Raw genomic sequence first — 26092 nt, 5'->3', positions numbered from 1 at the left:
TACCCATGACCTCTGACTGACGTAATGGGTATTATTTTAACTAGCTTCTTAAGTTAAAAGTTAAGTTAAGTTAAATTGAATCAAAGCCTATGCATTCGATTTTATGGACTTCTAACCAATCTTTGAGTGCTTGAGAGGTTAAGATATTGAACTCATCAACACGCTTATCTGCGTAGCGAGATAGTGTTGGTAATAACTTATCACCCTCTAATGTTGTGTGGCTCATTAGCTCCAGTGTCCCATTCGGGATCTTAGCGCTAAACTCAAGAATCAACGCTTGCAGTCGTTCCAATGTTACACCATCAGCGTAGAACCTTGCACTAAACCCTTCAGTTGTTGGTACCGTTAAACCTTCACAACCCGAAACGACATGATCGACACGGCGTACAGGGATCCCAGTATCATTCGCAAAAGCAATGAATGCTTTTTTGTATGGCGGGAATACAGCAGCAAAGTGGTGACTATCAATATGCGTTATTTTAATACCCGCATTGATCGCTTTATCATATTGCGCTTTGAACTCACTATAAGCTTGATCAAAACTTAAGACCTCAGACGCGAGCACTTTGTCTTGCTTTAAAAAATCCCCGTCACTATCAACTAAATCTGGCACTAAACGCGGCGCTAAAATTGGTTTACCACTGGTTAGCGTTAAATGTAATCCGACATTGGGGACTAAACCTTGTTTAATTAATTCAATCGCATGCTCGGTTGCAGGTTGGTTCATCATTAATGTTGTAGACTGAACAACGCCAACTTTAAAGCACGCGACCACTGATTCATTAACTTTTTCAGTTAAACCTAAATCATCTATGTTTACGATTAGCTTCATAATGAACTCTTCTACTTTTTGTTAAACTGAGGTACATATTTCGCATTCAATTCAATCATTTCATCTAAAATTTCTTTCGTTACCGTACCTTTACGCACTAATGGGTTGATTGTTAATGCTTGTAATGCCGCACCATAGTTACCAAAGACACCCGCTTCAACAGCCAGTTCTTCGAATGCTTTTTGTAATTGCAACGTACCGCGTATCGCCGGATTGGTAATTGGCGCAACGTTCAATGGCTGTGGACCGCATGATGTAATAACAGATGTAGCTTCAATAGCACAGTCATTTGGCAGTTCTGAGATTGTGCCATTATTACGTATGTTGACATGCATTAAAGTACGTTTGTCATTGTGAATCGCATTTATTAACTCACATGCTGCTTCGGAATAATGTGCGCCGCCACGCTCTTCTAATTGCTTAGGCTTCACGTTTAAGTTTACATCTTCGTACAGTTTGAATAATTCTCTTTCAATTTCTTGAACTTGCTCGCCACGTGTAACATAACCTTCTGACTTAACTTCTTTTTGCTCTAAGTCATCTTGCTTGTAATAATACTGGTGGTAACCACAAGGTAATACACCTAAGTGTTTTAATTGCTCAGGAACCCAAGTTACTTCACCTAAATTTTTAGGCAGCGCAAAGTCTTCACCAGAACACACTTTATCGATTAATTCGCCAATGCGATCTTTACCGTGATCCCAAATATGGAACGCATGGATGAAGTGATTTAGCCCTGCAAACTGAACTTGTAGATCTTTCGTTCCCATCAATTCTTCAATACCAAACTGGGTACAAACTGGCACGTTACATAGGCCGATTACTTTGATGTTTGTATGTTTAAGCACTGTTTCAGTAATAATACCCGACGGATTAGTGAAGTTAATTAACCATGCATCAGGGCAGATTTCTTCCATGTCTTTACATAAAGAAAGTGTCACTGGAATCGTACGCATTGCCTTAGCAAAACCTGCAATACCATTTGTTTCCTGACCGATCATACCGTACTTGTTGCCCAGTAATTCATCTTGAATACGCGCAGGGATCATACCAACACGCATTTGAGAACACACATAATTAGCGCCTGTTAACGCTTTACGGCGGTCAAACTCAATATTTAATTCAATATCAAGACCTGCATTTTTAATCATACGTTTAGCTAATGCGCCAACAGTCTCAACTTTGTAACGACCTTCTTCGATATCAAATAGATCAATGTGTGTCACTGGCAATTCATGATGACGATTAATGAAGCCTTCAATGATTTCAGGTGTATAGCTAGAGCCACCACCGATAATTGTAATTTTTAACATGCTTTAGTCCTCATTTTGGATTCGTCTTTGAAGTTCAATAATTTCGAATGCAAGGTCTTTACACAGCATTGCATTCATAATGTGATCTTGAATGTGCGTTAAGATCAGGGTCATTTTTACTTTGCCTTCACCTTCGTCAAAGCTAATGAGTTCTGTTTGTGATTTATGTACTTCAGCTAATGCTTCATCGGCGGCTTTAAGTGATGCTTTTGCTGATTCGAAATCACCTTGCCTTGCTTCTAACATTGCTTGCATCACTGCTGAACGCGCTGCACCAGCTTGGCATAAAAGTGTCATCAAAAATTCTTCTGTAATTTCCATCATCCATTCCTTAATTTTTTATTCTAAATTTTGATAAGCCATCTATTACCTTATGAATCATGTGTAAAAGATGACTATTTTCTATCTATGAAATACCGTTATTAATGAGATATAGCGATTTGTGATCCCATACAGTATTTATTAAGCCGCTTTAGCTGGTGATAACGCCCCTGCTTCATCAAGCTGTTCTGGTTCTTCTTGCGCTAATAATTCTTTTTCATACGCTTTGAAGAATGGGTAGAAGATTAAACCACTAACAACGAAACAGACTGCAACAACAACAGCCGCTAGCATTGAGTTCGTTGCCATTACAGCACCGATAGGCGCAGGCATTGTCCATGGTGGTAAGGCAACAACGTTAGACACTAAGTCGAGCTTGAATACACTCCAAACGATAGATGCGTTGACTAATGGTGCGAGAATCCAAGGGATAAAGAATGTTGGGTTCATTACGATTGGCGTACCAAAAATCACAGGTTCATTAATATTAAAACAACCAGGAATTAATGACATTTTACCAACAGTACGTAGGTGAGCGGATTTAGAACGAGCCATCATGCAAACTAGCGCTAATGTACCGCCTGAACCACCAACGAATACGAAGAAATCCATGGTTGGGTTGATGAAGATAGCTGGTAAGTCTTTACCTGCTTCAAGTGCTTCTTGGTTTGCACCTAAGTTGATTAGCAGTAGTGGACCAATAACACCTAAAACAACGGATGCGCCGTGAATACCTGCAAACCATAATAATTGGATTAATAAAATAGCCAACGCAAAAGCGAAGAATGTATCAGAAGCAGCTACAAGAGGGCTAAACAATGCCATGATGCCAGTTGCTATATTTAGGTCAAAGTTACCCAATACACCATTGATAACTTGCACAATTAAGATCATTGCTACAACAGGTATAAGCAAGTCAAATGACGCTGATATTTTTTCAGGCACCGCTTCTGGCATTTTGATACGAATGTTCTTTTCAACAAGAAACGTTTGTAGCGTAGGTACGAATAGACCACAAATGATGGCTGTAAATGCACCCGCACCACCTAAGTAAGCCATAGGGATTACACTACCTAACTCGCCACCAACCCAAACAGCAGGCGCAACTGCTAATAGGAAAGAGAACATAGATAGCATGCCTGAGTTCATTGGGTTAACACCTTTTGTGTTAAGCGTCTCAGCTAAGTTATATGCGATACCATAAGCAGAGTACATCGCAAAGATACCCATACTAACAAAGAATGGACCAACAATATTATCACGACCAATACCTTGAACGACTGAGTGCCAGCCATCTAAAAACCAGTTCCCCGTACCAGGAGGGTTAGCAAATACTAGCAATAAAGAACCAACAATCAGGAAAGGCATTGTTGAAATGAAACCGTCTTTAATCGCGCAGATATGCTTTTGACAAGCAACCTTGCCTGCAATGGGCGCAATGACGCGCTCGACAAAATCCATAGTTGCATTTATAAGAGACATAAAACTTCCTTTTTTTATAAAATATGTATTGAATCACAGCAAAAAAATGCGCCACGATAAAGCTACGCACTGATTAATTATTTAACTGGCCTTTAATCGAAAAGCCATTTAGCAACGCGAACAAACTGCCTAACTATCCCTTTAAATCAATAGCTTGCTGTAGAATTTCTTTACCCTTCATCATGCCGTATTGCATCATATCAATTTGTCCACAAGCCACATTTTCTTCTTCACAACGCTTACTGAATTCAGCAAATTTGTATTTCACTTGTGGTGCGACGAGACAAACATCATGTTTCTTAACTTCAGTCTCGAATGCAGAAATAGAATAAGCGTTAATTTCAGCTTTAACATCCGCGGATTCTGCAGCTTGTCGCATTTTTTTAACAACCATTGAAGTAGACATACCAGCTGCACAGCAAAGGAAAATCTTAATCATATATAATAACCTCTTGATTCATAAAATTAAAAATGTTAAATGGGTGAGTGTAATCGATATCAGCATCAGATTCATTCATCGCCCCTTTTGAGGTATATGTTGCGCCAGTGTATTTTTTTTTACAAATACCAAATACTTAATTTGTGATCTGAAATATGTTTCATTTTTAGTTTGTTAATTCATATTACAGACATAACGCCATGTACAATGAAAAAAACAATTAACATTAAAATCTTGATAAAAAATCAACATCTTTTACTTTTCACTTTAAAAACATGTCGTTATAAGTTACCACGTATTTTGGTCGTTCATTAAAAGTCAGTATTAAGTGAAGGGTTAAATCTTTAACTTGATAAATATAAATAAAAAAAACAACTTATTTCCCGCTGTGAACTATCTCTCATTTTGAGTTTGGATCACTTTCGAATTTAATTTTTTTATGTGAGCCAAGTCTCTTAACCAAAACATTTTAAAAGTACTTAGAAGACTTAAGCCTGACAAAAAGAGGTGTGAATAAATATTATTGAAGATATAGAGGTGAGGTATTTTAGGTTTATTGGGAGGTGGTTAGCATGTATGAAAATCAATATTTACTGAATAGTCATTATTAAAGCCGAGTTGGAAGCTCCATTTCCCCAGAAGACAGACAATATCATACAGACAGTGACTTACCTTGACCACCGTATAGGTAAAGCTGAAAGTTTAACGCTACCGCAGGCGTTTGGTCGAGCACATCCCTAATAAAGGATTCAAAATGATACGTTATTATGGATTCCTCTCTAATCGTCGTCGGTGGTAAAGTGTATGAAGCATTGGATATGGAAGAATGTTAATTATGTAGCTGACACGGGAGCCGTGTATCTAAATTCTGGGAAATAAGTCATAAATATCTGCCAACCTTGAAGATAAGGAACATTGAAATTCCTTACCTTCAAGATACACCCAAAAATAAAAAAAGCATTGATTAACGCTATGTTAATCAATGCTTTATTTTGTATTCAGTATAGATTTTTTCAATCTAGGTAACTAATAGTTACAGCGCAGCCGCTTCAACGTCAGCTACAAGCACGTTTAATTGCGCGATAGTGCCTTTGATTTCAGCACGGAAATCATCAGCAACTGTTGTAGCTGGAAGTGCAAGGTAAGCTTCAAGCTGTACAACTAACAACTTCAATAACGCAGAATAAGTCGCTGTGTTTTGCTCTTCTTCTAATGCTAATAATGCAATGTTAATCGCAAAGTGTTGTGTTTCTGGTTGATCAGCTTTAGCTAAATGTTTATTTACTTTTAACTCAGCGTAATCAACGAACTGTAATTTAGTGTCGATGTCATTGTTTAGCTTTTCTAAAAATTGTGTATTGTCAGTCATAATACTTTTATCCTATGTAAATAAGCTTTGTTTTTAAATGCTACCAAATTCAAGTCTGAAGTGTATAACCAATAAGCAGCAATTTTTGAAAAACGTTATAACGAAAAAAGCCTGCTCAATGAGCAGGCTTTTCCAAATTCCAATTACTTGGAAAAATAAGTGGTCGGTGATAGAGGATTCGAACCTCTGACCCCCTGGTCCCAAACCAGGTGCGCTACCAAGCTGCGCTAATCACCGAACATGGTGCGGAAGGAGAGACTTGAACTCTCACACCTTGCGATACTAGAACCTAAATCTAGCGCGTCTACCAATTCCGCCACTTCCGCACAAACTATCAACTTATCAGCAGGTAACTCTGACAAGGGTCGATAACTTCACCTTAGTGAGTTATCAAATATGGGGCGACTGAAGGGATTTGAACCCTCGACAACCGGAATCACAATCCGGGGCTCTACCAACTGAGCTACAACCGCCACTAACTTTTACATCAACCCGTTTTGGTAAACGAATTAATTTCTACTTTTACGTAGATAATATGGTGACCCCTATAGGATTCGAACCTATGGCCTACGGCTTAGAAGGCCGTTGCTCTATCCAACTGAGCTAAGGGGTCGTGGTCGGTGATAGAGGATTCGAACCTCTGACCCCCTGGTCCCAAACCAGGTGCGCTACCAAGCTGCGCTAATCACCGAAAGTGTTGAAGACTACGTCTGTCAACGAGGGTGGATATTACAGAGTTGCTCTGTTCTCGTCAAATAGTTTATCTAAGTGAAGAAGCAACTGCCTAATAGTTATACACCAAGCGAGATTATAACAACAATATGCATAGTTTCGATGCTAGTTGCAGGATTTTTATTAAATAGTAACGCAAATCAATAACAAAGCAGGTTTCAATTAACCTGCTTATCGACGTTCTAATCTGCTTATACTAGCTCTGCAACCACAGTTTCGGACCATGACTCTAAATTTAGCTTTGCTAATTCGTCCGCCGCTAAAAAGCCCGCTAAGTTCAACGCGTCTTCTTTGCTCGTTACAACAAGGTCTGCATGTACTTCAGCAACTAATACAATACCTAGATGTACTTCATCAACCGGTGTTACGTCTTTAGAAAGATAACCAATTGTTGTCATCCCTAAGAAGTCGCTTTCTGTTAAACCTAACTCTTCATGTAATTCACGATACATACCAGTGCGTAACGTATCTGCTAGTTGGAATACACCTTTTTCATCATAAACCGCATCAACAGCATCAACGTGACCACCAATACCAATACTGAATAAGTTATGTAAGCGAGATTCACCACCTGATACAGAACGTTCGTATGCTAAGTATTTGTCACCCTGCTTTACAACCACATAAGGAATAAGCTGGCGAAATTTAGGATTTGTTTCTAACAGTGCGCGCTGCATAATAACAACATCTTTACTTTCGATATTAACAGTTGAACTGTCAATTAAACGGGTTGAGGGTGCTGCTACGTCTGCAAAAACGGAAATAATATGCTCTTGATGTTTCACTGCTATCTACCTAAGTAATTTAAAGCATCTTTATAACCAAATAGACCTTCTTTGTCACTCTAATTAGATGATTATTTATCGTGATTGCTCACCGCCATAAATGGCGATGCTTCATAGGTCGTTAGCTACAGCCTGTAAATATTACAGGTCTAACACAGCTTCACTATGCAGAAACGGTCAATCCATCCGCTTTTAATTTAATTATGCCGTAATGACGAATATTCTTTGATGCGTTAATGTCGCGATCATGTTGAGTGTTACATGATGGACAAGACCAATGACGAATATTCAACGGCATATCTTTTACCTTATCACCACAGCATGAGCAAGTTTTAGAACTTGCGAACCACTGATTACACTTAACAAGGTGGACTCCGTACATTTCAGCTTTATAAGCTACTTTATCAACAAAGGCAGACCATGAAGCATCCGAAATATGACGGCTTAATTTTCTATTCTTTAGCATGTTTGATGATTTCAGAGTCTCAACTATTACCGCTTGGTTATCGTCAATAATTCGTTTTGATAATTTATGCTGAAAGTCATTTCTAGCATTGCTGACACGTTCATGTGCCAACGCTAGTTTTAAACGTGCTTTAGAGCGGTTACGAGAACCTTTTTTAGTTCTGCTTAATGCCTTTTGCTTTCTTCTTAAATTGCTACAAGCATTCACAAGAAAGCGAGGGTTAGCGGTCTTATTACCTCGATCGTCAATTAAGTAATGTGTCAATCCAAGGTCATAACCTGACACGCTTGTAATGTGCTTTGGTTTAACTGGGGTTGCTTCATCTGACTTAACCAATAGCGATGCAAAGTATTTTCCGCTTGCAGATCTTGAGATAGTAATGCTTTTAAGTGTACCGACTAGCTCACGGTGTATACGTGCTTTTATGGCGGATAATTTAGGTATTTTAATCGTGTTATCAGTGGCTTTTACGCTAGTGCAGTGGTAACTGGATTGTTTACCATGCTTACGTTTAAAAGTTGGGAACCCTGCTTTAAGTTTCTTATCAAAGAACCTCTTGTAAGCACCATCTAGGTTAATGACTGCTTGCTGCAGTGCAATAGAATCATATTGCTTTAACCAACTATACTTACGGGACTTCTTGCCTTTAGCGAGTAACGGTTTTAAGTCTTTTTGTACTGCAAGTGACATACCTTTTACACTATAAAAATGTTTCTTAATGTGCAGAGCTTTATTATACGCAAACCGAACAGCACCAAACTGAGCATTTAAAAACTCTGTTTGGTCGGCTGTAGGGTAAATACGTACTTTTGTTGCTCTTAACATAATAAACCTCTGTGCATTCGTACAGTATAATACCACAAAATAACAAAGATCAAAGCGCTACGCACTTTCGCCTTGTATCCCCGCCCTGATCGGACGAGGGTTTACGGTGTTAACTGCTAAGAATTGCTGACAAAGTCACATTTTAGTGCGAAAATGGCGCAACTTTCTAACCAAGAGATGAATATAACTCAATGACAGCTCAAATCATTAATGGAAAAAATATTTCTCAGCAAGTTCGCCAGAAAGTTGCTGAAGAAGTGGCTACGCGTACTGCACAAGGATTACGCGCCCCGGGTCTTGCTGTGATTTTAGTGGGTGCCGATCCGGCATCACAAGTATATGTTGGGAGTAAACGTCGTGCCTGTGAAGAAGTAGGCTTCGTTTCTAAATCTTACGATCTTGAAAGAGATAGCTCACAAGAAGCTTTATTAGCATTAATTGATGAGTTAAACGCAGATACCACGATTGATGGAATATTAGTGCAACTGCCTTTACCTGCGCATATTGATACAACCCTTGTGTTGGAACATATTCGCCCAGACAAAGATGTTGATGGTTTTCATCCATATAACGTAGGTCGTTTATCACAACGCATCCCTGCATTACGTCCTTGCACACCAAAAGGTATTATTACGCTACTTGAATCAACAGGTGTTGACCTACATGGTCTCGATGCTGTTGTTGTTGGCGCGTCGAATATTGTTGGTCGTCCAATGACGCTTGAATTATTACTTGCAGGTTGTACAACGACAACATGTCACCGCTTCACTAAAAACTTAGAAGAGCATGTACGCCGTGCCGATTTAATTGTAGTAGCAGTTGGTCGCCCTAACTTTATTCCAGGTGAATGGATCAAGAAAGGCGCAATGGTAGTCGATGTTGGTATTAACCGTTTAGAAAATGGCAAACTTGTTGGTGATGTTGGCTTTGAAGTAGCAAAAGAAAATGCTTCTTTCATTACCCCTGTACCAGGTGGTGTTGGTCCAATGACAGTTGCAAGCTTGATCGAGAATACTCTAATCTCTTGCCGTGATTACCATTCAAAGTAATCGATAAGCAATCAGTTACAAAATAGTACGTAATAAATCATCACGTATTATAAATAATAAAAGCCGCATCACCTTTTGGTCATGCGGCTTTTTTGTAAGCTAAGCTCTGCGCTTAAACCTTAATTAGGCATTTATTTGAAACTTAACAGTTCCACTTCAAAGATCAGTGTTGAACCAGGTTGGATACTACCAGCACCTCGGTTGCCATACGCTAGATTGCTGGGAATAAAGAAGCGACGTTTCTCACCCACTACCATCAACTGTACACCTTCGGTCCAACCCGGGATCACTTGATTTAAACCAAATGTAATCGGCTCACCGCGCTGTACTGAGCTATCAAACACAGTACCGTCTAATAATGTACCGTGATAATGAACTGTTACTTTAGAACGGCCGGTTGGATGTTCAGTGCCAGTACCTTCAGTAAGTACTTTCGATTGTAGGCCTGAAGCTGTTACTTCAACACCTTCTTTTTCTAAATTCGCGGCTAAGAACTCTTTACCTAATTCTATATTTTCAGCGGCTTGTTTTTTATTCCCCCCCATGCGCTGCATAAGGAAAAAAATCAACGCACAACCGATGATCACTGAAATAATTTTAAACATGATTAATCCCTATCTAGTAAAAAAACGCTGATGACGCCTTAAATTCAGTCATCAACATTTAAAGTTAATTCAATTTTATTTACAGCACCAACTTTACTTACGACGCCAAGTAGTACCGTTAGCACCATCTTCCAAAACAATACCCAACGCATTTAACTTGTCACGAGCATCATCCGCCATGCCCCAGTCTTTACTTGCACGTGCATCGTTACGTTGTTTAATAAGCGCTTCTATCTCAGCCACTTCATCATCTTCACCCGCATCACCTTGTAAGAAGGCTTCAGGTTCTTGTGACAGTAGACCAAGTACATTACCAAATGAAATTAACTGCGCAGCTAATTCACCTGCACGTTTCGCATCAGTATCTTTAATACGGTTAATTTCTTTTGCCAGTTCAAACAATACTGGAAATGCTTCTGGTGTATTAAAGTCATCATCCATTGCCGCTTTAAACGTTTCAACGTACGCTTCACAATCAGGAACAACACCATCAACGTCGGCAACTGTCACACCACGTAATGCCGTATATAAACGCTCTAAACTTGCACGCGCTTGTTTTAAATTATCTTCTGAATAATTTAGCTGACTACGATAATGACCAGAAATTAAGAAATAACGTACAGACTCGCCATCGTATTTTTCTAATACATCACGGATAGTGAAAAAGTTATTTAATGATTTAGACATTTTAACTTTGTCGATTTGTACCATCCCTGAATGCATCCAGGTATTCACGTATTCACCATTATGTGCGCAGCATGATTGTGCCACTTCATTTTCGTGATGTGGGAACATCAAATCAGAGCCGCCACCATGAATATCAAATACTTCACCCAGTAGTTTGTTATTCATTGCTGAACATTCAATATGCCAACCTGGACGCCCCTCACCCCAAGGTGAAACCCAGCTTGGTTCACCTGGTTTCGCCATTTTCCATAACACGAAGTCCATCGGGTTACGTTTATTTGATTCAACTTCAACGCGTGCGCCCGCTTGTAGCATATCTAAGTCTTGGCCACTTAATTTACCGTAGTCAGCAAACGTCTTCACTTCAAATAATACATCGCCACTATCAGCAACATAAGCGTGGCCTTTTGCTACTAATTTTTCGATAATCTCGATAATATCTGACATGTGGCCCGTTACCGTCGGTTCGATGTCAGGACGGATCATATGTAGTGCATCAAAATCGTCGTGCATGGCTTGGGTAAAACGCGTCGTTAACTGATCGCAAGTTTCGCCGTTTTCGTTGGCACGTTTAATGATCTTGTCATCAACATCTGTAATGTTACGGATAAATTTAACCGCATAACCGCGATGGCGAAGATAACGCACCACAGTATCAAACGCCACAAAAGTACGACCATGACCTATATGACAGTAATCATAGATAGTCACACCACATACGTACATACCGATTTCACCTTCGGTGATAGGTTTAAATTCTTCTTTTTGGCGAGTCAGTGTGTTGTAAATCTTCAGCATCGAATAGTGATCCTTGCGCAAACAGTAAAATGCAATTAATTGACTGATTTTACCATTAGCATTAATGATTACTAGCTTTGCAACAGCATAAAAGGTCGAAATTTAACTGAACAACGAAAAAAGTGTATAAATCAGCCAAATGAAAGCACAAAAATAAGCCCTTCCTACCCCTTCAGTATCGAAAAGCTTTGCCATTGCTAACCTTTAGGATAGAATTTACCCGTTAACTAACTAAAGGATCATTAAAATGATAACTCTACATACAGATTTCGGTGATATCAAAATCGCACTTAACTTTGAAAGTGCACCAAAAACAGCAGCTAACTTCCTAGAATATGCAAAAAGCGGCTTCTACGAAGGTACTATCTTTCACCGTGTAATCGATGGTTTCATGGTTCAAGGTGGCGGCATGCTTCCTGGTATGGAAGAGAAAAATTCAAATGCACCAATCGAAAATGAAGCAGACAATGGTCTGTCTAATAAACGTGGTGCATTAGCAATGGCTCGTACTATGGACCCGCATTCAGCAAGTTCACAGTTCTTCATCAACGTGAAAGACAACAACTTCCTAGACTTCACAAGCAAGACGTCTCAAGGTTGGGGTTACTGCGTATTTGCTGAAGTTGTTGAAGGTATGGACGTGATTGAAAAAATCAAAAAAGTAGCAACAGGCAACAAACTTGGCCACGGCGATGTGCCACTAGAAGACATAATCATTACTAAAGTAACTGTAGAAGAAGCTTAATTGCTCACTCAGTTCCTTAAAATAAATACACTGCCTAGGTAGTGTATTTTTTTATTCCAGACAAGGATGAAACCACCACATGACTACTTTGTTTATTTCAGATCTGCACCTTGATGAGCGCCGCCCGCAAGTTACCGAGTTATTTTTACACTTTCTTGTGACCGAAGCACGCGAAGCTGACGCTCTCTACATTTTAGGCGACCTATTTGAATTCTGGTCTGGTGATGACATTAGTAATCCACTTAACGACAGCATTCAAGATGGACTTAAAGCGTTAACCGATAGTGGAGTGAAATGTTTCTTAGTGAAAGGGAATCGTGATTTCTTGGTGAGTAAGCGTTTTGCTAAACGTACCGGCATAACAATCCTCGGGGATTACACAGTGATTAATCTTGACGGCCAAAAGGTACTCATTGCACATGGCGATACCTTCTGTACGCTAGATGAAAAATACCAAGCATTTCGTGCAGCTGTTAACATCCCATGGCGCCAAAAACTATTTACCTGCTTACCTATCTTTGTCCGCGAAGCGATTGCCGATAAAATACGCGGCCATAGCCAAGAAGGTAATCAGCAAAAAAGCATGCAAATCATGGATGTAACGGAATCTGAAGTTGTCGATAAAATGCAAGAATATAACTGCCAGATATTAGTTCATGGTCATACCCACAAACCAAATATTCACGACGTGCAATTATCGGGTGATCAAATTGGTAAACGCATTGTGTTAGGTGATTGGTTTGATCAAGGTAGCGTGCTTATTTGGCATGATGGCCAATATGATCTGCAACAGCGGGCATTTTTAAAAAAGGCATAAAAATAGCGCGGCTAGATAAATTGAAGATCTAAAAAAAGGAGCGTAACGCTCCTTTTTAAATCAATCAACTAAATTATTTAGCTCACATTAAAGATTACGCGCCTTCATTGTGGATCTCTAAATTAGCAATTTCTTCTTTTTGTTCTTTGACTGTTTTAGCATCATCGCTACGGACATCATTAAGACGCTGTAAGTAAGCCTCATCAATATCGCCAGTAACATATTCACCACTAAACACAGATGTTTCGAACTTTTTAATTTCAGGATTACATTTTGAAACTGCAGCGACCAAATCACCCAAGTCTTGGAAGATAAGCGCATCAGCACCAATAATAGTTGAAATTTCATCAACACTGCGGTTATGAGCAATCAATTCTTCTGAACTCGGCATATCAATACCGTATACGTTTGGATAACGTACTTCAGGGGCTGCGGAAGCTAAGTAAACTTTATTTGCGCCTGCTTCACGTGCCATTTCAATGATCTGTTCTGATGTTGTACCACGTACAATAGAATCATCAACTAATAGCACATTTTTACCAATAAACTCAGATGAAATTGCATTCAGTTTACGACGTACGGACTTACGACGCAAAGTTTGCCCTGGCATGATAAACGTACGACCAATATAACGGTTTTTAACAAAACCTTGGCGGTATGGTAACTCCAGTACTTTTGCAATTTCTAACGCACTATCACATGACGTTTCAGGAATTGGGATCACAACATCAATGTCAATATCAGCCCATTCACGCTTAATTTTATGACCGAGTTTCTCGCCCATTGCAAGACGTGATTCGTAAACCGATACCTTATCAATAGTTGAGTCTGGACGTGCAAAGTAAACAAATTCAAAGATACATGGGTTATGCTTTGCATTTTCAGCACAGTTCGCGCTAAATAGCTCACCTTCGTCAGTAATATAAACAGCTTCACCTGGTTCAATATCACGTACAAAGTTAAAACCTACTGCATCAAGTGCAACAGATTCAGAAGCTACCATATATTCTTTTCGTTCACCTTCAGTTCTCACACCTAATACTAACGGGCGAATACCGTTAGGATCACGGAAAGCAACAAGACCATGATTAATAATCAGTGATACCACAGCATAAGCACCCCGTGCTTGCTTGTGTACAGCTTTAATTGCAGTAAAAATATCTTCTGCAGTCAAATGTAAACTTGGGCATTTATCTAATTCATGCGCCATAACATTAAGTAATACTTCTGAATCAGACGTGGTATTAATGTGACGACGGGCTTTATGAAATTGATCTTCTTTTAATTCAGCGGCGTTGGTTAGATTTCCGTTATGAGCAAGGGAAATACCGAACGGAGAGTTAACATAGAAAGGTTGAGCCTCAGCGGCGCTCGAGCTTCCTGCTGTAGGGTATCGAACATGACCGATACCAATATTACCTTTCAAACGCTGCATATGTTTAGCTTCGAATACATCGCTCACTAAACCATTTGCTTTGCGCTGCCTAAAGTTTCCATCACTTAAGGTTACAATCCCAGCAGCATCCTGTCCACGATGCTGTAATACTGTTAATGCGTCATAGATAGACTGATTAACAGGGGTTGTAGAAACAATGCCAACAATTCCACACATAACCTAAATTCCTCGTTTACTGTGCTTTCGATAAAATGCTATTTATAACGTTTCGCTTGTCATAAACCCTGCATGTTGTCCCATGCAGAAGCTTGATGTTCAAAAAACCATTTAATGAGTGGTTTTAACTCAGCTATTAGTGGCGAATCCTGCCACCAAGCCGTTTCCGGGAAACTGGTGAATAACTGTAAAAATAACAGTAATACGCACACCACTAATACTCCTCGGGCAATACCAAAGCATACACCGAGCAATCTATCCGTACCTGATAAACCAGTTTTATCCACTAATTGACCAAGTATGTAATTTAGCAAAGCCCCTAACATAAGGGTCGAAATAAATAATAGCGCTATCGCAACGCCATTTTTAACTAACTGTTCGCTGAATGCAGCACTAAATGCATCGAAATTTTCTAAGTAGGCAGCAATATCTTGATAATAATAGCGAGATATAAAGAAGGCACAAAACCAAGTACAAAGAGAGAACGCTTCCTTGACAAAACCACGCACTAAACTTATCACTGAAGATAAACCAACAATACCTAAGATAAGGTAATCAATCCATGCCATTTTTTGTTCCACTCGTTTGAAATTCGCGTCATTGTAACAAGTTAAATACGAGATTGATAATAGTTATAAACAAAAAAAACCGACATAAATGTCGGCTTTTTAATTACTTGTCTCGAGGGTCAAATTTCTCAATCACACCTTTCAAACCTGTGATTTTTTGTAATTTTGGCAATAAACGTTTTAGCTCATTTTTATTTACGTTTGGCCCCACATATAATCGATTTAACTGGCCGGCCTGCTTATAGCGCGGCAATCGATAAGCATCAAAGCCTGCTTTTCTAATTTTTTCAACCAAATCATCAACTGCGACTGAATTCTTGAAGGTACCTAAACGAATATTCCAACTATTACCAACTGGCGGTATTAATTTTGTAGTTTCGACAGGTTTAGCTAATGGGATAAGTTTCGGTGCTTTAGTGATAGGTTTAGGTTTGTATACTGCCGGTTCCGCTTTTTTAGCCGCCGTTAAATTAATTGTGGGGGCGGGTTCAATGAGTAATTCGGCCACTTCATTATCAAATGAATCAAAGTTAACGGGCTCAGCAAGTTCAACTAACGCAGGGCGCAAGGGAATGCTCGCTGCATTCTCACGATACGTGACCTTCTGACCATCTAGTAAGTCAGGTAAAAATATGATACCAATCGCCACTAGAATAATAGTGCCGACTAAACGATGTTGAAATGTCGATGCCACGTTTATTTAACCACTTATATGTTGGATAATTTCCGCTACCGTGAAAAACGAGCCGAAACCAATAATAATGTCATTACAATCAGCACTTTGATTTGCTGATTGCCAAGCTTGCGCTATTGTATCATGACTCATAGGCTGCTGGCTAAGGCTATCACGGCTTTTCCCACTCTGTTGCATTGCATCCACTAATCCCTGCTCGATTTGCTGACAAGGTGCAGCGCGTTCGCCCTGTAATGTCGCTAAGTGCCAACAATCGATAACACCTGTTAAAGCTGCCAAACTTGCTGCGATATCTTTATCTTTGAGCATGCCAACAACAGCAATAATCTTAACTGGCAAATGAGCCTCTTGCTTTAAACGTGCGAGTTGTGTTGCGAGGTAACCCGCTGACTCAGGATTATGTGCAACATCCAAGAATTGTTGTGGCGAGGTACCTAATCGTTGCATACGACCTGGTAACCTAGCGTTCGCAACACCACTCCGAACGGCTGATTCAGGTACAGCTAACCCTAACGCTTGAATTGCGGCAATTGCCGTAGCAGCATTTTGCAAAGGTAACTGGGGAATAGTCAGGTCAGAAAACACAGATCCAATATTCGTTTGTTGTTCTGTTGAACTCACTTGCCAATCCCAACTTTCAGCATGCTGCGTGTAATAATAGTCACGATTAACAGCAACCAGTTCAGCACCGACTTCGTCAGCATACTCTGCAATGGTAGGTGGCGGATTAATCACACCACAAATGGCTTTTTTATTAGCGCGGAAAATACCCGATTTTTCACGTCCAATAACGGCTTTATCTGTACCAAGCCAATCAGCATGATCAATATCAATCGTAGTGACAACCGCAACATCAGCAGAAACAATATTTGAAGCATCTAAACGACCGCCTAATCCAACTTCAAGGATCACCACATCTAATGTTGCATCTTGAAATAATTTCAATGCGGATAATGTCGTAAATTCAAAATAAGTTAATGTGGTATCACCGCGCCCTGCTTCAATAAAGGCAAATGAATCAGCATGCGCTTGTGCGCAGAGCATTTCACCGTTAACGCGAACACGCTCTCGGTAATCTTGAATATGAGGAGAGCTGGTGACGCCAACATTGTACCCAGCATCAAGCAGAATTCGTTCTAAAAATGCGCAGGTAGAGCCCTTACCATTTGTACCTGCAACGGTAATGACTTTGGCATCAAATGTAGTTAATGCTAAATCAGCAGCAACGCGTCCTATGCGACCTAATCCCATTTCAATATTAACAGGATGAATACTTTCTAAATAGCAAAGCCAGTCTGCGAGAGACTGGCTTTTATTAATACTGTTCAACATCGGTAATAGTTACTCGTTAGTGTTTACTCGTTAATGCTTTGAGCGTCACTTGGAGTCTTAATTTCATCCGCTGCGGGTACAACTACTGGAGTTGCTTCTGTACTTGCTGGTGCAGTCGCGATGTTATCAGACGTTTCCAAGTTCATCATCTTCGCTAATAAGCCTGCAAGTTTATCACGCATTTGGCGACGATCAATAATCATATCGATCGCACCTTTCTCCAATAAGAACTCACTACGCTGGAAACCTTCAGGTAACTTCTCACGTACTGTTTGCTCAATAACACGTGGTCCAGCAAAACCAATCAACGCTTTTGGTTCAGCAACATTAATGTCACCTAGCATAGCCAAACTTGCAGACACACCACCCATTGTTGGGTCTGTCAGCACAGAAATGTAAGGTAAACCTTTTGCTGATAGCTTCGCTAACGCCGCACTCGTCTTCGCCATTTGCATTAATGAGAATAATGCTTCCTGCATACGCGCACCGCCACTTGCAGAAAAACAAATTAACGCACGATTTTCAGCCATACATTCATTAATTGCAGCAACAAAACGAGCACCAACAACGGTAGCCATTGAACCGCCCATAAATGAGAATTCAAATGCGCAAACAGCAACGGGAATACCTTTAATCGTCCCTTTTTCTACGATTAGTGCATCTTTTTCGCCTGTTTTCTTTTGCGCGCTGGATAAACGATCTTTATATTTTTTGGTATCGCGAAACTTTAATTTATCACTTGGTTCGAATTCTGCACCAATTTCAATGCGGCCATCTTTATCAAGTAATTTATTAAGACGTTCACGTGCATTCACACGCATGTGGTGATCACACTTAGGACAAACGCCTAAATTACGCTCAAGTTCTGCATGATATAAAACCTGGTCACAAGAGGTACACTTAGTCCACACACCTTCAGGAATATTACGACGCGCTGTTGCGCTCTTGCTTTTTGGTAGTATTTTTTCAATCCAGCTCATGAACCCTACTTATAATTTGTTCTAATTAATTGAAGTATAAGATGTTAAATGCGTTGTTAATACGATAATGATACAAAAATTCAAAACCAATTAACAAAAATTAATGCGTTAAGTCGATATCTGTCGAACTTAACAATACTCCACATTTATCGCGTAACACAATTAAATCACAGATTATCCAATAAGTTTATCTAAAACTGGTCATACCCTTGTGACTTACCGTCAGAAATCAATAAAAAATGATAAAGCGACATAAATAATAACAGCTTATAATCGCTTCCTCACGCTCTTAGCAATGATAAGTCACCTTTCACCAATTAGTGTTTTATTGTTATTAAATCAAACAATTAAAAGCTTTCAGGTAAAAACAATGGTCCGACTGCAGGTCTTGGGATATTAAATTCGCTTGGATAGTCCACTTCAATCATGTACAGACCTTCTGCTTTGCTTGTTGCCGCTGCGACAGAACGATCTCTACCGGCCAATAATTCACCAATCCACGAAACTGGTTTATTACCTTTACCTACTTCCATTAATGAACCCGCTAGATTTCTCACCATATGATGCAAGAATGCATTCGCTTTCACATCAATAATAATATACGCATTTCGACGGATTATTTTAATATGGTGCATAGTCTTAACGGGACTTTTGGCTTGGCAATGCTTAGCTCGGAAAGAGGTGAAATCATGTTCCCCCACTAATTGCTGTGCCGCTTCATGCATTAATTCAGCATCAATATCACCATGGTAATAACTCACACCAGAACCTAAAATTGCAGGACGTAGATTATTGTTATAAATAATATAGCGATAACGTCTTGCCGTTGCACTAAAACGAGCATGAAACTCTTCATCAACTTCCTGCGCCCAACGAACTGCTATATCATCAGGTAAATTAGCATTGACACCCAGCGTCCATGCCACATCTTTACGGATTGAGTCAGTATCAAAATGCACAACTTGACCGGTACCATGAACACCTGAATCGGTACGTCCAGCGCAATGAACTCTCACGGGGTGATTCGCAACGCGTGACAATGCATCTTCCAGTTTTTCTTGAACACTGATCACGTCCATTTGTCGCTGCCAGCCGTAATATTTACTACCGTCATATTCTATACCGAGTGCAATTCGCATTTATCTTCCAACTTTAGACTTTCATTAATTTTAAAAAAACAAAAAGCGGTGACTTTCGCCACCGCTTTACTAATTATTACACAATAATTATATCGCTCAATTATACCGCTTCAGCTTACAAGTTGAAAGTAGCTAAAGTTCGATAATCCCACTAATGTTTTACACTACTAACTGTTAGTAAAGAATCATAATCGACTCAAAAGCTTATTCACTTCAGCTTGCTGCACAGAATCACCGATACCTGCCAATGGTCCTAGAATAGATTTAGCACCATCTTTATCTTCAATTTCAAGATAAGCACGCGCAAGATCTAATTGCGCACCAAAGCGGTTATTATCATCATCAATATCAACCGCGTTACTATCAAGTAAGCTATTAGTGTATTCATCAAGACCTACATCTAATTTTACTTTATCATAAGGTTCGTCTTCGATATTAGCAGGCTGTTGCGATGATTCATTTAACAATTTATCGATATCAATAAACTCTTCTGCTTGTGCTGCTGCAACATCAATCGGAGGCTGTTCGCTTGGCGCAGCACTAAATGCATTAGGACTGAATTCTGCCAACATAGCTTCAATATCATCTAAAGGTTCATCAGCATTATCAGATTTGTTTATAGTTTCAGGGGCTTCACTCACAGTCCCATCAAGTTCAGCTAACATTTCATCAACAGTCTGACCTTGGGCTTGTGGTAAATTGACCTCAACGTCAGCTTGAGCAATATCATCTAAACCGGCTTCCGCTAAAAGCTTGTCAATATCCTCCATATCAACAACTTGGTTCACATCTGGAACATCCGATACAATACTTGGTACAACGTCATCCGCTTGCGCTATCGCTTCTAATTCAGCTTCAGCTAAGATACTGTCAATATCGTCCATATTCACAAATTCATCATTCACTACTGGTGATGATTCTGTAACAGGTTCAGAAATTGGAGCGCCAGTAGCCTGTGAGTTACTGAGTTTAAACTGTTCTAACATTGAATCTACTTCAGCTAAATCAGCATCCAATGTATTTTTATTATTTGTCGGATCGTCTGGGATCAAACTTGGTTCGTCTAACTCTTCACGCCAGCTTAGATCAGGTGCTACACTATCATTTTCAAAGCTTGTGCTTTCATCATCTAATGTTAAGTCAATATCACTAAAATCATTATCATTTAACGCTGGTATGACAGGCGCTTGATCTATAATTTCCGGCATAATAGGCGCTGCAGGTTTGGTAATAATAGGGTCCATCGGCAAATCATTAGGTTCATCTAAAAATACAGTATCTTCCGCGTCGAGCTGTAAATTAAAATCAGGCACTTCTAAGTTGCCCGCTGCAAATGTACTTTCCTTATCAGCAGGCTTTCCTGCGGGTGCTTTAACCTCTTCAGGCATAGACATCGCACTATCAGATGCAAAACTTTCAGTATTAAGATAATCACTGAGTTCATCAACGGTATTATCCGCATCAAACATCACGCTATCTTCAATATTATTCTTCTGATCATTTCTATTTTTTAGCCATAGCCCTAACCAAACTAAAAACAGTAATGAAAACACACCTGAAACACCACCAATTAACCACCAATTGTTATAGCTTTCAGCTTCCATCACCGCTTTATTTTTCGCATTATCAATTGTAACTTGCTGTTCAGAAATACGTGTATTTTGCTGTTCGATTAATGCTTTTAAATCCGCTTTCAATGCATTATCAATCGCCATTTGCTCTTTAAGTTCCGCTAATTCCATACGAATACTTTCTAGCTGTAATTTCAGGCGGCGATTAGTTTCACTTGATAATAAAAGATGTTCATTGCTTTCTGTTAGCTCACCTTGTAATAAAGCAAGTTTATCACGTTGAATTTTATTGCTGACAATCACCTTCGTGCTTGGTTTAGCAGAATTGCTCGGTGGGGTTGATTTCGTTTTAGCAACTGATTTTTTCGTGAGCGCATTTTTTAGGGCTGAACCGTCTGTTGCTTGTATCTCAGCGGCACTGGGGATCTTAAGAAAACTACCATCAATCATTTTATTGATGTCACCACCTAAAAATGCATGAGGGTTAAGCGTAAAAATGGCGGTCATCGTTTTGTATAAACTTAAGCGGCTATCTGGTCTCGTGGCGGTTGCAACTGACCATAACGTATCAGCCTTCACAATTGGTCCGTAACGATTAGGCGAAGAAGGAGTGTACACTTCAGGGCCTTTTAGTTGAAGAACAAATCCATTTGAATTCGCAGCAATACCTGCCATAGGAATCAGCAGAAATAAAACAATCCATTTTAACTTCGATAAACCCGATATCATTGTTAACCCTTACTATGAAACAACACCAACACACTTAAAATGAATATAACATATCCAAAATTTCAGTATACACATGAATTCACTGGTATCTTCTACTTAACTATTCTAATGGTTAATTTCAATAAAAAAAATTTGTGAATTGAAACTATGATATAAATCAGAAAAATAAAATACAAATAAAAAAATAGCACCCAATATTGGGTGCTAAATATGCAATTAAAATAAATTCATCGCCAAGGGCTAAAATTTACCCTTACAGGTAATCGCGAATTAATACTTCTGCAATTTGTACACTGTTTGTTGCAGCACCCTTACGGATGTTATCGCCTACAACCCACATATTAATACCACTTGCGTGTGAGATATCTTCACGAATACGGCCAACAAACACATCATCGTGACCAGCAGAGTCAGAAATTGGTGTTGGATAGTCTTCTTCATTTTCAATCAGTTTAACACCAGGCGCATGGCGCATGAGTGAACGTACTTCTTCAGCACTGATTGGTGTACGAGTTTCTAAATGGATCGCTTCAGAGTGACCATAAAATACAGGTACGCGTACTGCAGTTGGATTAACCATGATGTACTCATCACCAAAAATTTTCTGTGTTTCCCACACCATTTTCATTTCTTCTTTGGTGTAACCATTTTCAGTAAACACATCAATCTGTGGGATCACGTTAAATGCGATCTGCTTTGGGTATACTTTTGTTTCTACTTCACGTGCATTTAATAAACTTGCCGTTTGACCTGCTAGTTCATCAATTGCGCTTTTACCAGAGCCCGATACGGCTTGGTATGTTGCAACATTAATACGTGAAATACCCACAGCATCATGGATTGGTTTTAATGCAACTAGCATTTGAATTGTTGAGCAATTTGGATTCGCGATAATGCCACGGTTTGTATATTGCGCAATTGCTTCTGGGTTTACTTCTGGTACAACTAATGGAATATCTTCGTCATAACGGAAGTGTGATGTGTTATCAATAACAACGACACCCGCATCGGCTGCGATTGGCGCCCATTTTTCTGATACCGAACCACCAGCAGAGAACAAACCGATTTGAACTTGTGTCCAATCGAAATTATCAACATCTAATACTTCAACTTGTTTATTATTGAAGGTAATTTTACCACCCGCACTACGGCTACTTGCTAATGGATAAATATTACCGATTGGAAATTTACGTTCCTGTAAGATTTCCAACATCATTTGCCCTACGGCACCTGTTGCTCCTAGTACTGCAACATCATATAGTTGACTCATCAACGACTCCTAAAAAATTATTTGGCAAACCCAAGTTGATACAACGACTCTACCGCATAATGTGACTCATTTACTAGCCTCAATGAGGAAAATTCTCTTCTTTCTAGGTAATTTTTACGCATTTCATCAAAACTACCCGTTTTCATTATGTTTTTTCTAAAAATAGCGTCATCTCGGCGAACATCGTATACCAAATGAACCAGATTTTTAGCGAATGTTTGATCTGCACTTTGGTTAATATCAATGCGACTGACTGCAGGCATAGGCAAGATATCACTAATACTACGGTCTGCTTCCTGGCCTAAGAACTGTGCGTACGCCTGATAAATCATCTCCGTACCACGCGCTTTACCTTCTAAGCTGTACCCCGCAATATGTGGTGTAGCAATAGCAACATAAGGGATCAACTCAAGTAATGGCGTTGGTTCATTTTCCCATACATCCAGTACGAGCGTCATTGCATGCCCGGCTTGTTTTAACGTCAGCAGTGCCTGATTATCAATCACATCGCCACGACCGCTATTAATCAGAATCGCGTCTGGCGCTATACCCGCCAGTAATTCTGCCGTTAATAGATGCTTGGTCTGATTATGGCCAGTTTTCACTAATGGCACGTGTAAGCAAATGATATCCGCTTGTAATGCTTGTTCTAAGCTAACAAACCCTGTCAGTCCTTCTTTCTCTACGCGAGGAGGATCGCATAGCATCACTTGAGCACCGAGAGCCGTTAGTCGACTGACCGTTTGCGAACCTGTATTACCAACACCAATAACGGCGATTTTTTTATCCGCTAATACAAAACTTTGCTGTTCAGCTAACACTAATAATGCGCTGCAAACATAATCACCAACGGATACCGCATTACAACCTGGCGCATTAGTATATTCAATATTTCGTTGCTGTAAGCATGCTTGGTCTAAATGATCGATACCAATCGTTGCTGTACCTACAAACGCTAGTTTATTGGCTTTAGCAAGTAATTCGTTGTTCACTTGCGTGACAGAACGTACCATCAAGGCATCTACATCATGTAAATCCTCAGCTTGAATTGTACGGCCAGATAAAGGAACGACCTCACCAAACTGAGAAAACAATTCGGTTGCATAAGGCATATTTTCATCGACTACGATCTTCATTTAAGTATTCCCTTAATAATTCGACTAGGGTTATTTTGCGCGTTGTGAAGATAAAAAAAAAGCCCATTTATCAATAATCTGATAAATGGGCTTACATTGTCTTCATCAAGGAAGTATGAACCGTCACTTAAACGTTTTTATTTAAGCGCTTTAATACACTATTATTTAGTAAATTTACTAAATACTAGCGTCGCATTCGTACCACCGAAACCAAAGCTATTCGACATTACGTTAGTTAGCTCTGCATCAATAGCTTGACCAGAAACGATGTCCAGACCTTCTGCTTTTTCATCAAGGTCTTGAATGTTAGCACTTGCTGTAATAAAACTGTTTTCCATCATGATTAATGAATAAATGGCTTCATGTACACCCGCAGCGCCTAACGCGTGACCAGTCAATGCTTTCGTTGCACTGATTTTAGGTGACTTATGACCAAATACAGCTTGAATCGCTTCAAGTTCTTTTGTATCACCTACAGGTGTAGATGTACCGTGTGTATTTAGATAATCAATTTCGCCGTCTACTGTTTCTAGCGCTTGTTGCATACAACGTACTGCACCTTCACCCGACGGCGCTACCATGTCATAGCCATCTGATGTTGCACCGTAACCGGTAATTTCTGCATAGATAGTTGCGCCACGAGCAAGTGCATGCTCAAGTTCTTCAACAACAACCATACCGCCACCACCAGAGATAACGAAACCATCACGGTTTGCGTCATATGTACGTGATGCTTGTTGTGGAGTTTCGTTATACTTAGTTGATAATGCGCCCATTGCATCGAACTCTAATGCTAAAGTCCAATCAATTTCTTCACCACCACCAGCGAATACGACATCTTGTTTACCCAGTTGAATTTGCTCTACTGCATGGCCAATACAATGCGCACTTGTTGCGCATGCAGAAGTAATAGAATAGCTTGGGCCTTTAATTTTAAATGGTGTAGCAAGACAAGCAGAAATCGTGCTCGACATAGTACGAGTCACCATATATGGACCGACACGTTTCACACTTTTATTACGAGCGATATCAACAGAATCAACAACGTTCTTTGATGATGCACCACCTGAACCAGCAATAAGGCCAGTACGTACGTTAGATACTTGCTCTTCTGTTAAACCTGAATCATCAATCGCTTCTTGCATTGCAATATAACTGAAAGCGGCTGCATCACCCATGAAACGCATTGCTTTACGATCAATGATTTCCTTAGGATCAAGATTAACAGTTCCGCAGACTTGGCTACGTAAGTTTTGTTCAGCAAATTGTGGTGCAAATTCAATACCGCTGTTACCTGCTTTCAGTGACTCACATACTTCTGCTTTGTTGTTACCGATACTTGATACAATACCGATACCTGTTATAACCGCTCTTTTCATGATATTCCCTAATATAAAATTATTACGTCATTCTTACTTATTTTTTAACGTCATCTGGTCTGCTTTCCCTATAATCAGATAAAATTATGACCGTTTTATTAATTTTGAGCCTATAGACTCATTCTTTTTATATTTAAAAAAATCAGCCTTAATCTGCTAGACGCCCAGTTAGAGCCTCAGTCCTATCTACTTTCATTATAGTAAAGCGTTAACATCCAGTATCCCATTGCTATCTAAGATTGTCACCGCCTAAAAATTGCTTGGGATCAAATCATCTGCGATTGTTGTTACTTTTGCTGCTAAAACAACCATGACCGTCGCACTACTGTTCGGATTAAATACAAAGTTGGCAATTTAAGTCAGTGTAAACAATCATTGATAGTAATCATTTTTTCTCATCAATTTTGTGACATCTA

Annotated in this window: 23 protein-coding genes, 5 tRNA genes and 1 pseudogene; 4 read left to right on the top strand and 25 right to left on the bottom strand. The window is 39.6% G+C overall.

What is annotated here, in order from left to right; translation table 11 throughout:
- Positions 1-70 precede the first annotated feature (70 nt).
- The 5 genes from HWV01_RS06760 to HWV01_RS06740 all read right to left on the bottom strand — a co-directional run bounded on the left by HWV01_RS06760 (position 71) and on the right by HWV01_RS06740 (position 4387).
- On the bottom strand, positions 71-832 hold the full coding sequence (locus HWV01_RS06760; protein WP_211674664.1) for a carbohydrate deacetylase: 762 nt from the start codon (positions 830-832) through the stop codon (positions 71-73).
- 11 nt (positions 833-843) lie between these two features.
- Positions 844-2145, bottom strand: a complete 1302-nt coding sequence (locus tag HWV01_RS06755) for a 6-phospho-beta-glucosidase (protein WP_211674663.1) — start codon at positions 2143-2145, stop codon at positions 844-846.
- A gap of 3 nt (positions 2146-2148) precedes the next feature.
- Positions 2149-2469: a PTS lactose/cellobiose transporter subunit IIA gene (locus tag HWV01_RS06750; RefSeq protein ID WP_228140377.1), complete on the bottom strand. Its 321-nt coding sequence runs from the start codon at positions 2467-2469 to the stop codon at positions 2149-2151.
- A gap of 138 nt (positions 2470-2607) precedes the next feature.
- Positions 2608-3948, bottom strand: coding sequence for a PTS sugar transporter subunit IIC (locus HWV01_RS06745; RefSeq protein WP_211674662.1), 1341 nt, complete (start codon positions 3946-3948; stop codon positions 2608-2610).
- Positions 3949-4081: 133 nt separating this feature from the next.
- Positions 4082-4387 (bottom strand): PTS sugar transporter subunit IIB, encoded by a 306-nt coding sequence (locus HWV01_RS06740; RefSeq protein WP_211674661.1) that lies wholly within the window; start codon positions 4385-4387, stop codon positions 4082-4084.
- 669 nt (positions 4388-5056) lie between these two features.
- Here HWV01_RS06740 and HWV01_RS06735 point away from each other — a divergent pair.
- Positions 5057-5180, top strand: a pseudogene (locus HWV01_RS06735) (transposase); the annotation flags it as partial.
- A 240-nt stretch (positions 5181-5420) separates the two neighbouring features.
- Here HWV01_RS06735 and HWV01_RS06730 read toward each other — a convergent pair.
- From HWV01_RS06730 to HWV01_RS06695, 8 genes are all read right to left on the bottom strand, one after another.
- Positions 5421-5756, bottom strand: a complete 336-nt coding sequence (locus HWV01_RS06730) for a hypothetical protein (RefSeq protein WP_211674660.1) — start codon at positions 5754-5756, stop codon at positions 5421-5423.
- 160 nt (positions 5757-5916) lie between these two features.
- Positions 5917-5993, bottom strand: a tRNA-Pro gene (locus HWV01_RS06725).
- Positions 5994-5997: 4 nt separating this feature from the next.
- Positions 5998-6082, bottom strand: a tRNA-Leu gene (locus HWV01_RS06720).
- Between the two features lie 71 nt (positions 6083-6153).
- Positions 6154-6229 (bottom strand) — tRNA-His (locus HWV01_RS06715).
- Between the two features lie 63 nt (positions 6230-6292).
- Positions 6293-6369: transfer RNA gene (locus HWV01_RS06710), tRNA-Arg, on the bottom strand.
- Between the two features lies 1 nt (position 6370).
- Positions 6371-6447 (bottom strand) — tRNA-Pro (locus HWV01_RS06705).
- Between the two features lie 232 nt (positions 6448-6679).
- The gene (locus HWV01_RS06700) at positions 6680-7273 is read right to left on the bottom strand and encodes an NUDIX domain-containing protein (RefSeq protein ID WP_211674659.1); all 594 of its coding nucleotides are present in this window, start codon (positions 7271-7273) and stop codon (positions 6680-6682) included.
- Between the two features lie 163 nt (positions 7274-7436).
- Positions 7437-8564 carry an RNA-guided endonuclease TnpB family protein gene (locus tag HWV01_RS06695; protein ID WP_211674658.1) on the bottom strand — a complete coding sequence of 376 codons (1128 nt, stop codon included), beginning with the start codon at positions 8562-8564 and terminating at the stop codon, positions 7437-7439.
- Positions 8565-8755: 191 nt separating this feature from the next.
- Here HWV01_RS06695 and folD point away from each other — a divergent pair, with 191 nt between their 5' ends.
- Entirely contained in the window at positions 8756-9613 is an 858-nt protein-coding gene (folD, locus tag HWV01_RS06690) for a bifunctional methylenetetrahydrofolate dehydrogenase/methenyltetrahydrofolate cyclohydrolase FolD (protein WP_211674657.1), read from the top strand.
- Positions 9614-9744: 131 nt separating this feature from the next.
- Here the strand turns inward: folD and HWV01_RS06685 are convergent, their stop codons facing one another.
- Both HWV01_RS06685 and cysS read right to left on the bottom strand, forming a co-directional pair.
- Positions 9745-10167 (bottom strand): FKBP-type peptidyl-prolyl cis-trans isomerase, encoded by a 423-nt coding sequence (locus HWV01_RS06685; RefSeq protein ID WP_370629429.1) that lies wholly within the window; start codon positions 10165-10167, stop codon positions 9745-9747.
- A 144-nt stretch (positions 10168-10311) separates the two neighbouring features.
- A complete protein-coding gene (gene cysS, locus HWV01_RS06680) occupies positions 10312-11703 on the bottom strand; it encodes a cysteine--tRNA ligase (RefSeq protein WP_211674655.1) in 1392 nt (463 codons plus the stop codon).
- 247 nt (positions 11704-11950) lie between these two features.
- On the opposite strand from cysS, the gene HWV01_RS06675 reads away from it, so the two are divergent.
- Entirely contained in the window at positions 11951-12448 is a 498-nt protein-coding gene (locus tag HWV01_RS06675; RefSeq protein ID WP_211674654.1) for a peptidylprolyl isomerase, read from the top strand.
- Positions 12449-12527: 79 nt separating this feature from the next.
- On the top strand, positions 12528-13265 hold the full coding sequence (gene lpxH, locus HWV01_RS06670) for a UDP-2,3-diacylglucosamine diphosphatase (RefSeq protein WP_211674653.1): 738 nt from the start codon (positions 12528-12530) through the stop codon (positions 13263-13265).
- A gap of 94 nt (positions 13266-13359) precedes the next feature.
- On the opposite strand, the gene purF is transcribed toward lpxH, so the two are convergent.
- The 10 genes from purF to fabB form a co-directional block, all read right to left on the bottom strand.
- Positions 13360-14877: an amidophosphoribosyltransferase gene (gene purF / locus HWV01_RS06665; protein ID WP_211674652.1), complete on the bottom strand. Its 1518-nt coding sequence runs from the start codon at positions 14875-14877 to the stop codon at positions 13360-13362.
- A gap of 59 nt (positions 14878-14936) precedes the next feature.
- On the bottom strand, positions 14937-15446 hold the full coding sequence (locus HWV01_RS06660; protein WP_211674651.1) for a CvpA family protein: 510 nt from the start codon (positions 15444-15446) through the stop codon (positions 14937-14939).
- Between the two features lie 103 nt (positions 15447-15549).
- Positions 15550-16140, bottom strand: coding sequence for an SPOR domain-containing protein (locus tag HWV01_RS06655; RefSeq protein ID WP_211674650.1), 591 nt, complete (start codon positions 16138-16140; stop codon positions 15550-15552).
- Between the two features lie 6 nt (positions 16141-16146).
- Entirely contained in the window at positions 16147-17472 is a 1326-nt protein-coding gene (gene folC / locus HWV01_RS06650; protein ID WP_211674649.1) for a bifunctional tetrahydrofolate synthase/dihydrofolate synthase, read from the bottom strand.
- Between the two features lie 23 nt (positions 17473-17495).
- On the bottom strand, positions 17496-18452 hold the full coding sequence (gene accD / locus HWV01_RS06645; RefSeq protein ID WP_211674648.1) for an acetyl-CoA carboxylase, carboxyltransferase subunit beta: 957 nt from the start codon (positions 18450-18452) through the stop codon (positions 17496-17498).
- A 347-nt stretch (positions 18453-18799) separates the two neighbouring features.
- Entirely contained in the window at positions 18800-19591 is a 792-nt protein-coding gene (gene truA, locus HWV01_RS06640; RefSeq protein ID WP_211674647.1) for a tRNA pseudouridine(38-40) synthase TruA, read from the bottom strand.
- 185 nt (positions 19592-19776) lie between these two features.
- Positions 19777-21891 carry a FimV/HubP family polar landmark protein gene (locus HWV01_RS06635; protein WP_211674646.1) on the bottom strand — a complete coding sequence of 705 codons (2115 nt, stop codon included), beginning with the start codon at positions 21889-21891 and terminating at the stop codon, positions 19777-19779.
- Between the two features lie 253 nt (positions 21892-22144).
- Positions 22145-23161: an aspartate-semialdehyde dehydrogenase gene (locus tag HWV01_RS06630; protein ID WP_211674645.1), complete on the bottom strand. Its 1017-nt coding sequence runs from the start codon at positions 23159-23161 to the stop codon at positions 22145-22147.
- A 17-nt stretch (positions 23162-23178) separates the two neighbouring features.
- Positions 23179-24297 carry a 4-phosphoerythronate dehydrogenase gene (locus HWV01_RS06625; protein WP_211674644.1) on the bottom strand — a complete coding sequence of 373 codons (1119 nt, stop codon included), beginning with the start codon at positions 24295-24297 and terminating at the stop codon, positions 23179-23181.
- Positions 24298-24458: 161 nt separating this feature from the next.
- Positions 24459-25676, bottom strand: coding sequence for a beta-ketoacyl-ACP synthase I (gene fabB / locus HWV01_RS06620; protein WP_211674643.1), 1218 nt, complete (start codon positions 25674-25676; stop codon positions 24459-24461).
- Between the last annotated feature and the right edge of the window lie 416 nt (positions 25677-26092).

Origin of the sequence: Moritella sp. 5, assembly GCF_018219455.1 — a bacterium.
Taxonomy (GTDB): Bacteria; Pseudomonadota; Gammaproteobacteria; order Enterobacterales; family Moritellaceae; genus Moritella.
Note: the sequence above shows the minus strand (reverse complement) of the source record. Positions and strands in the feature narration are given on the sequence as shown.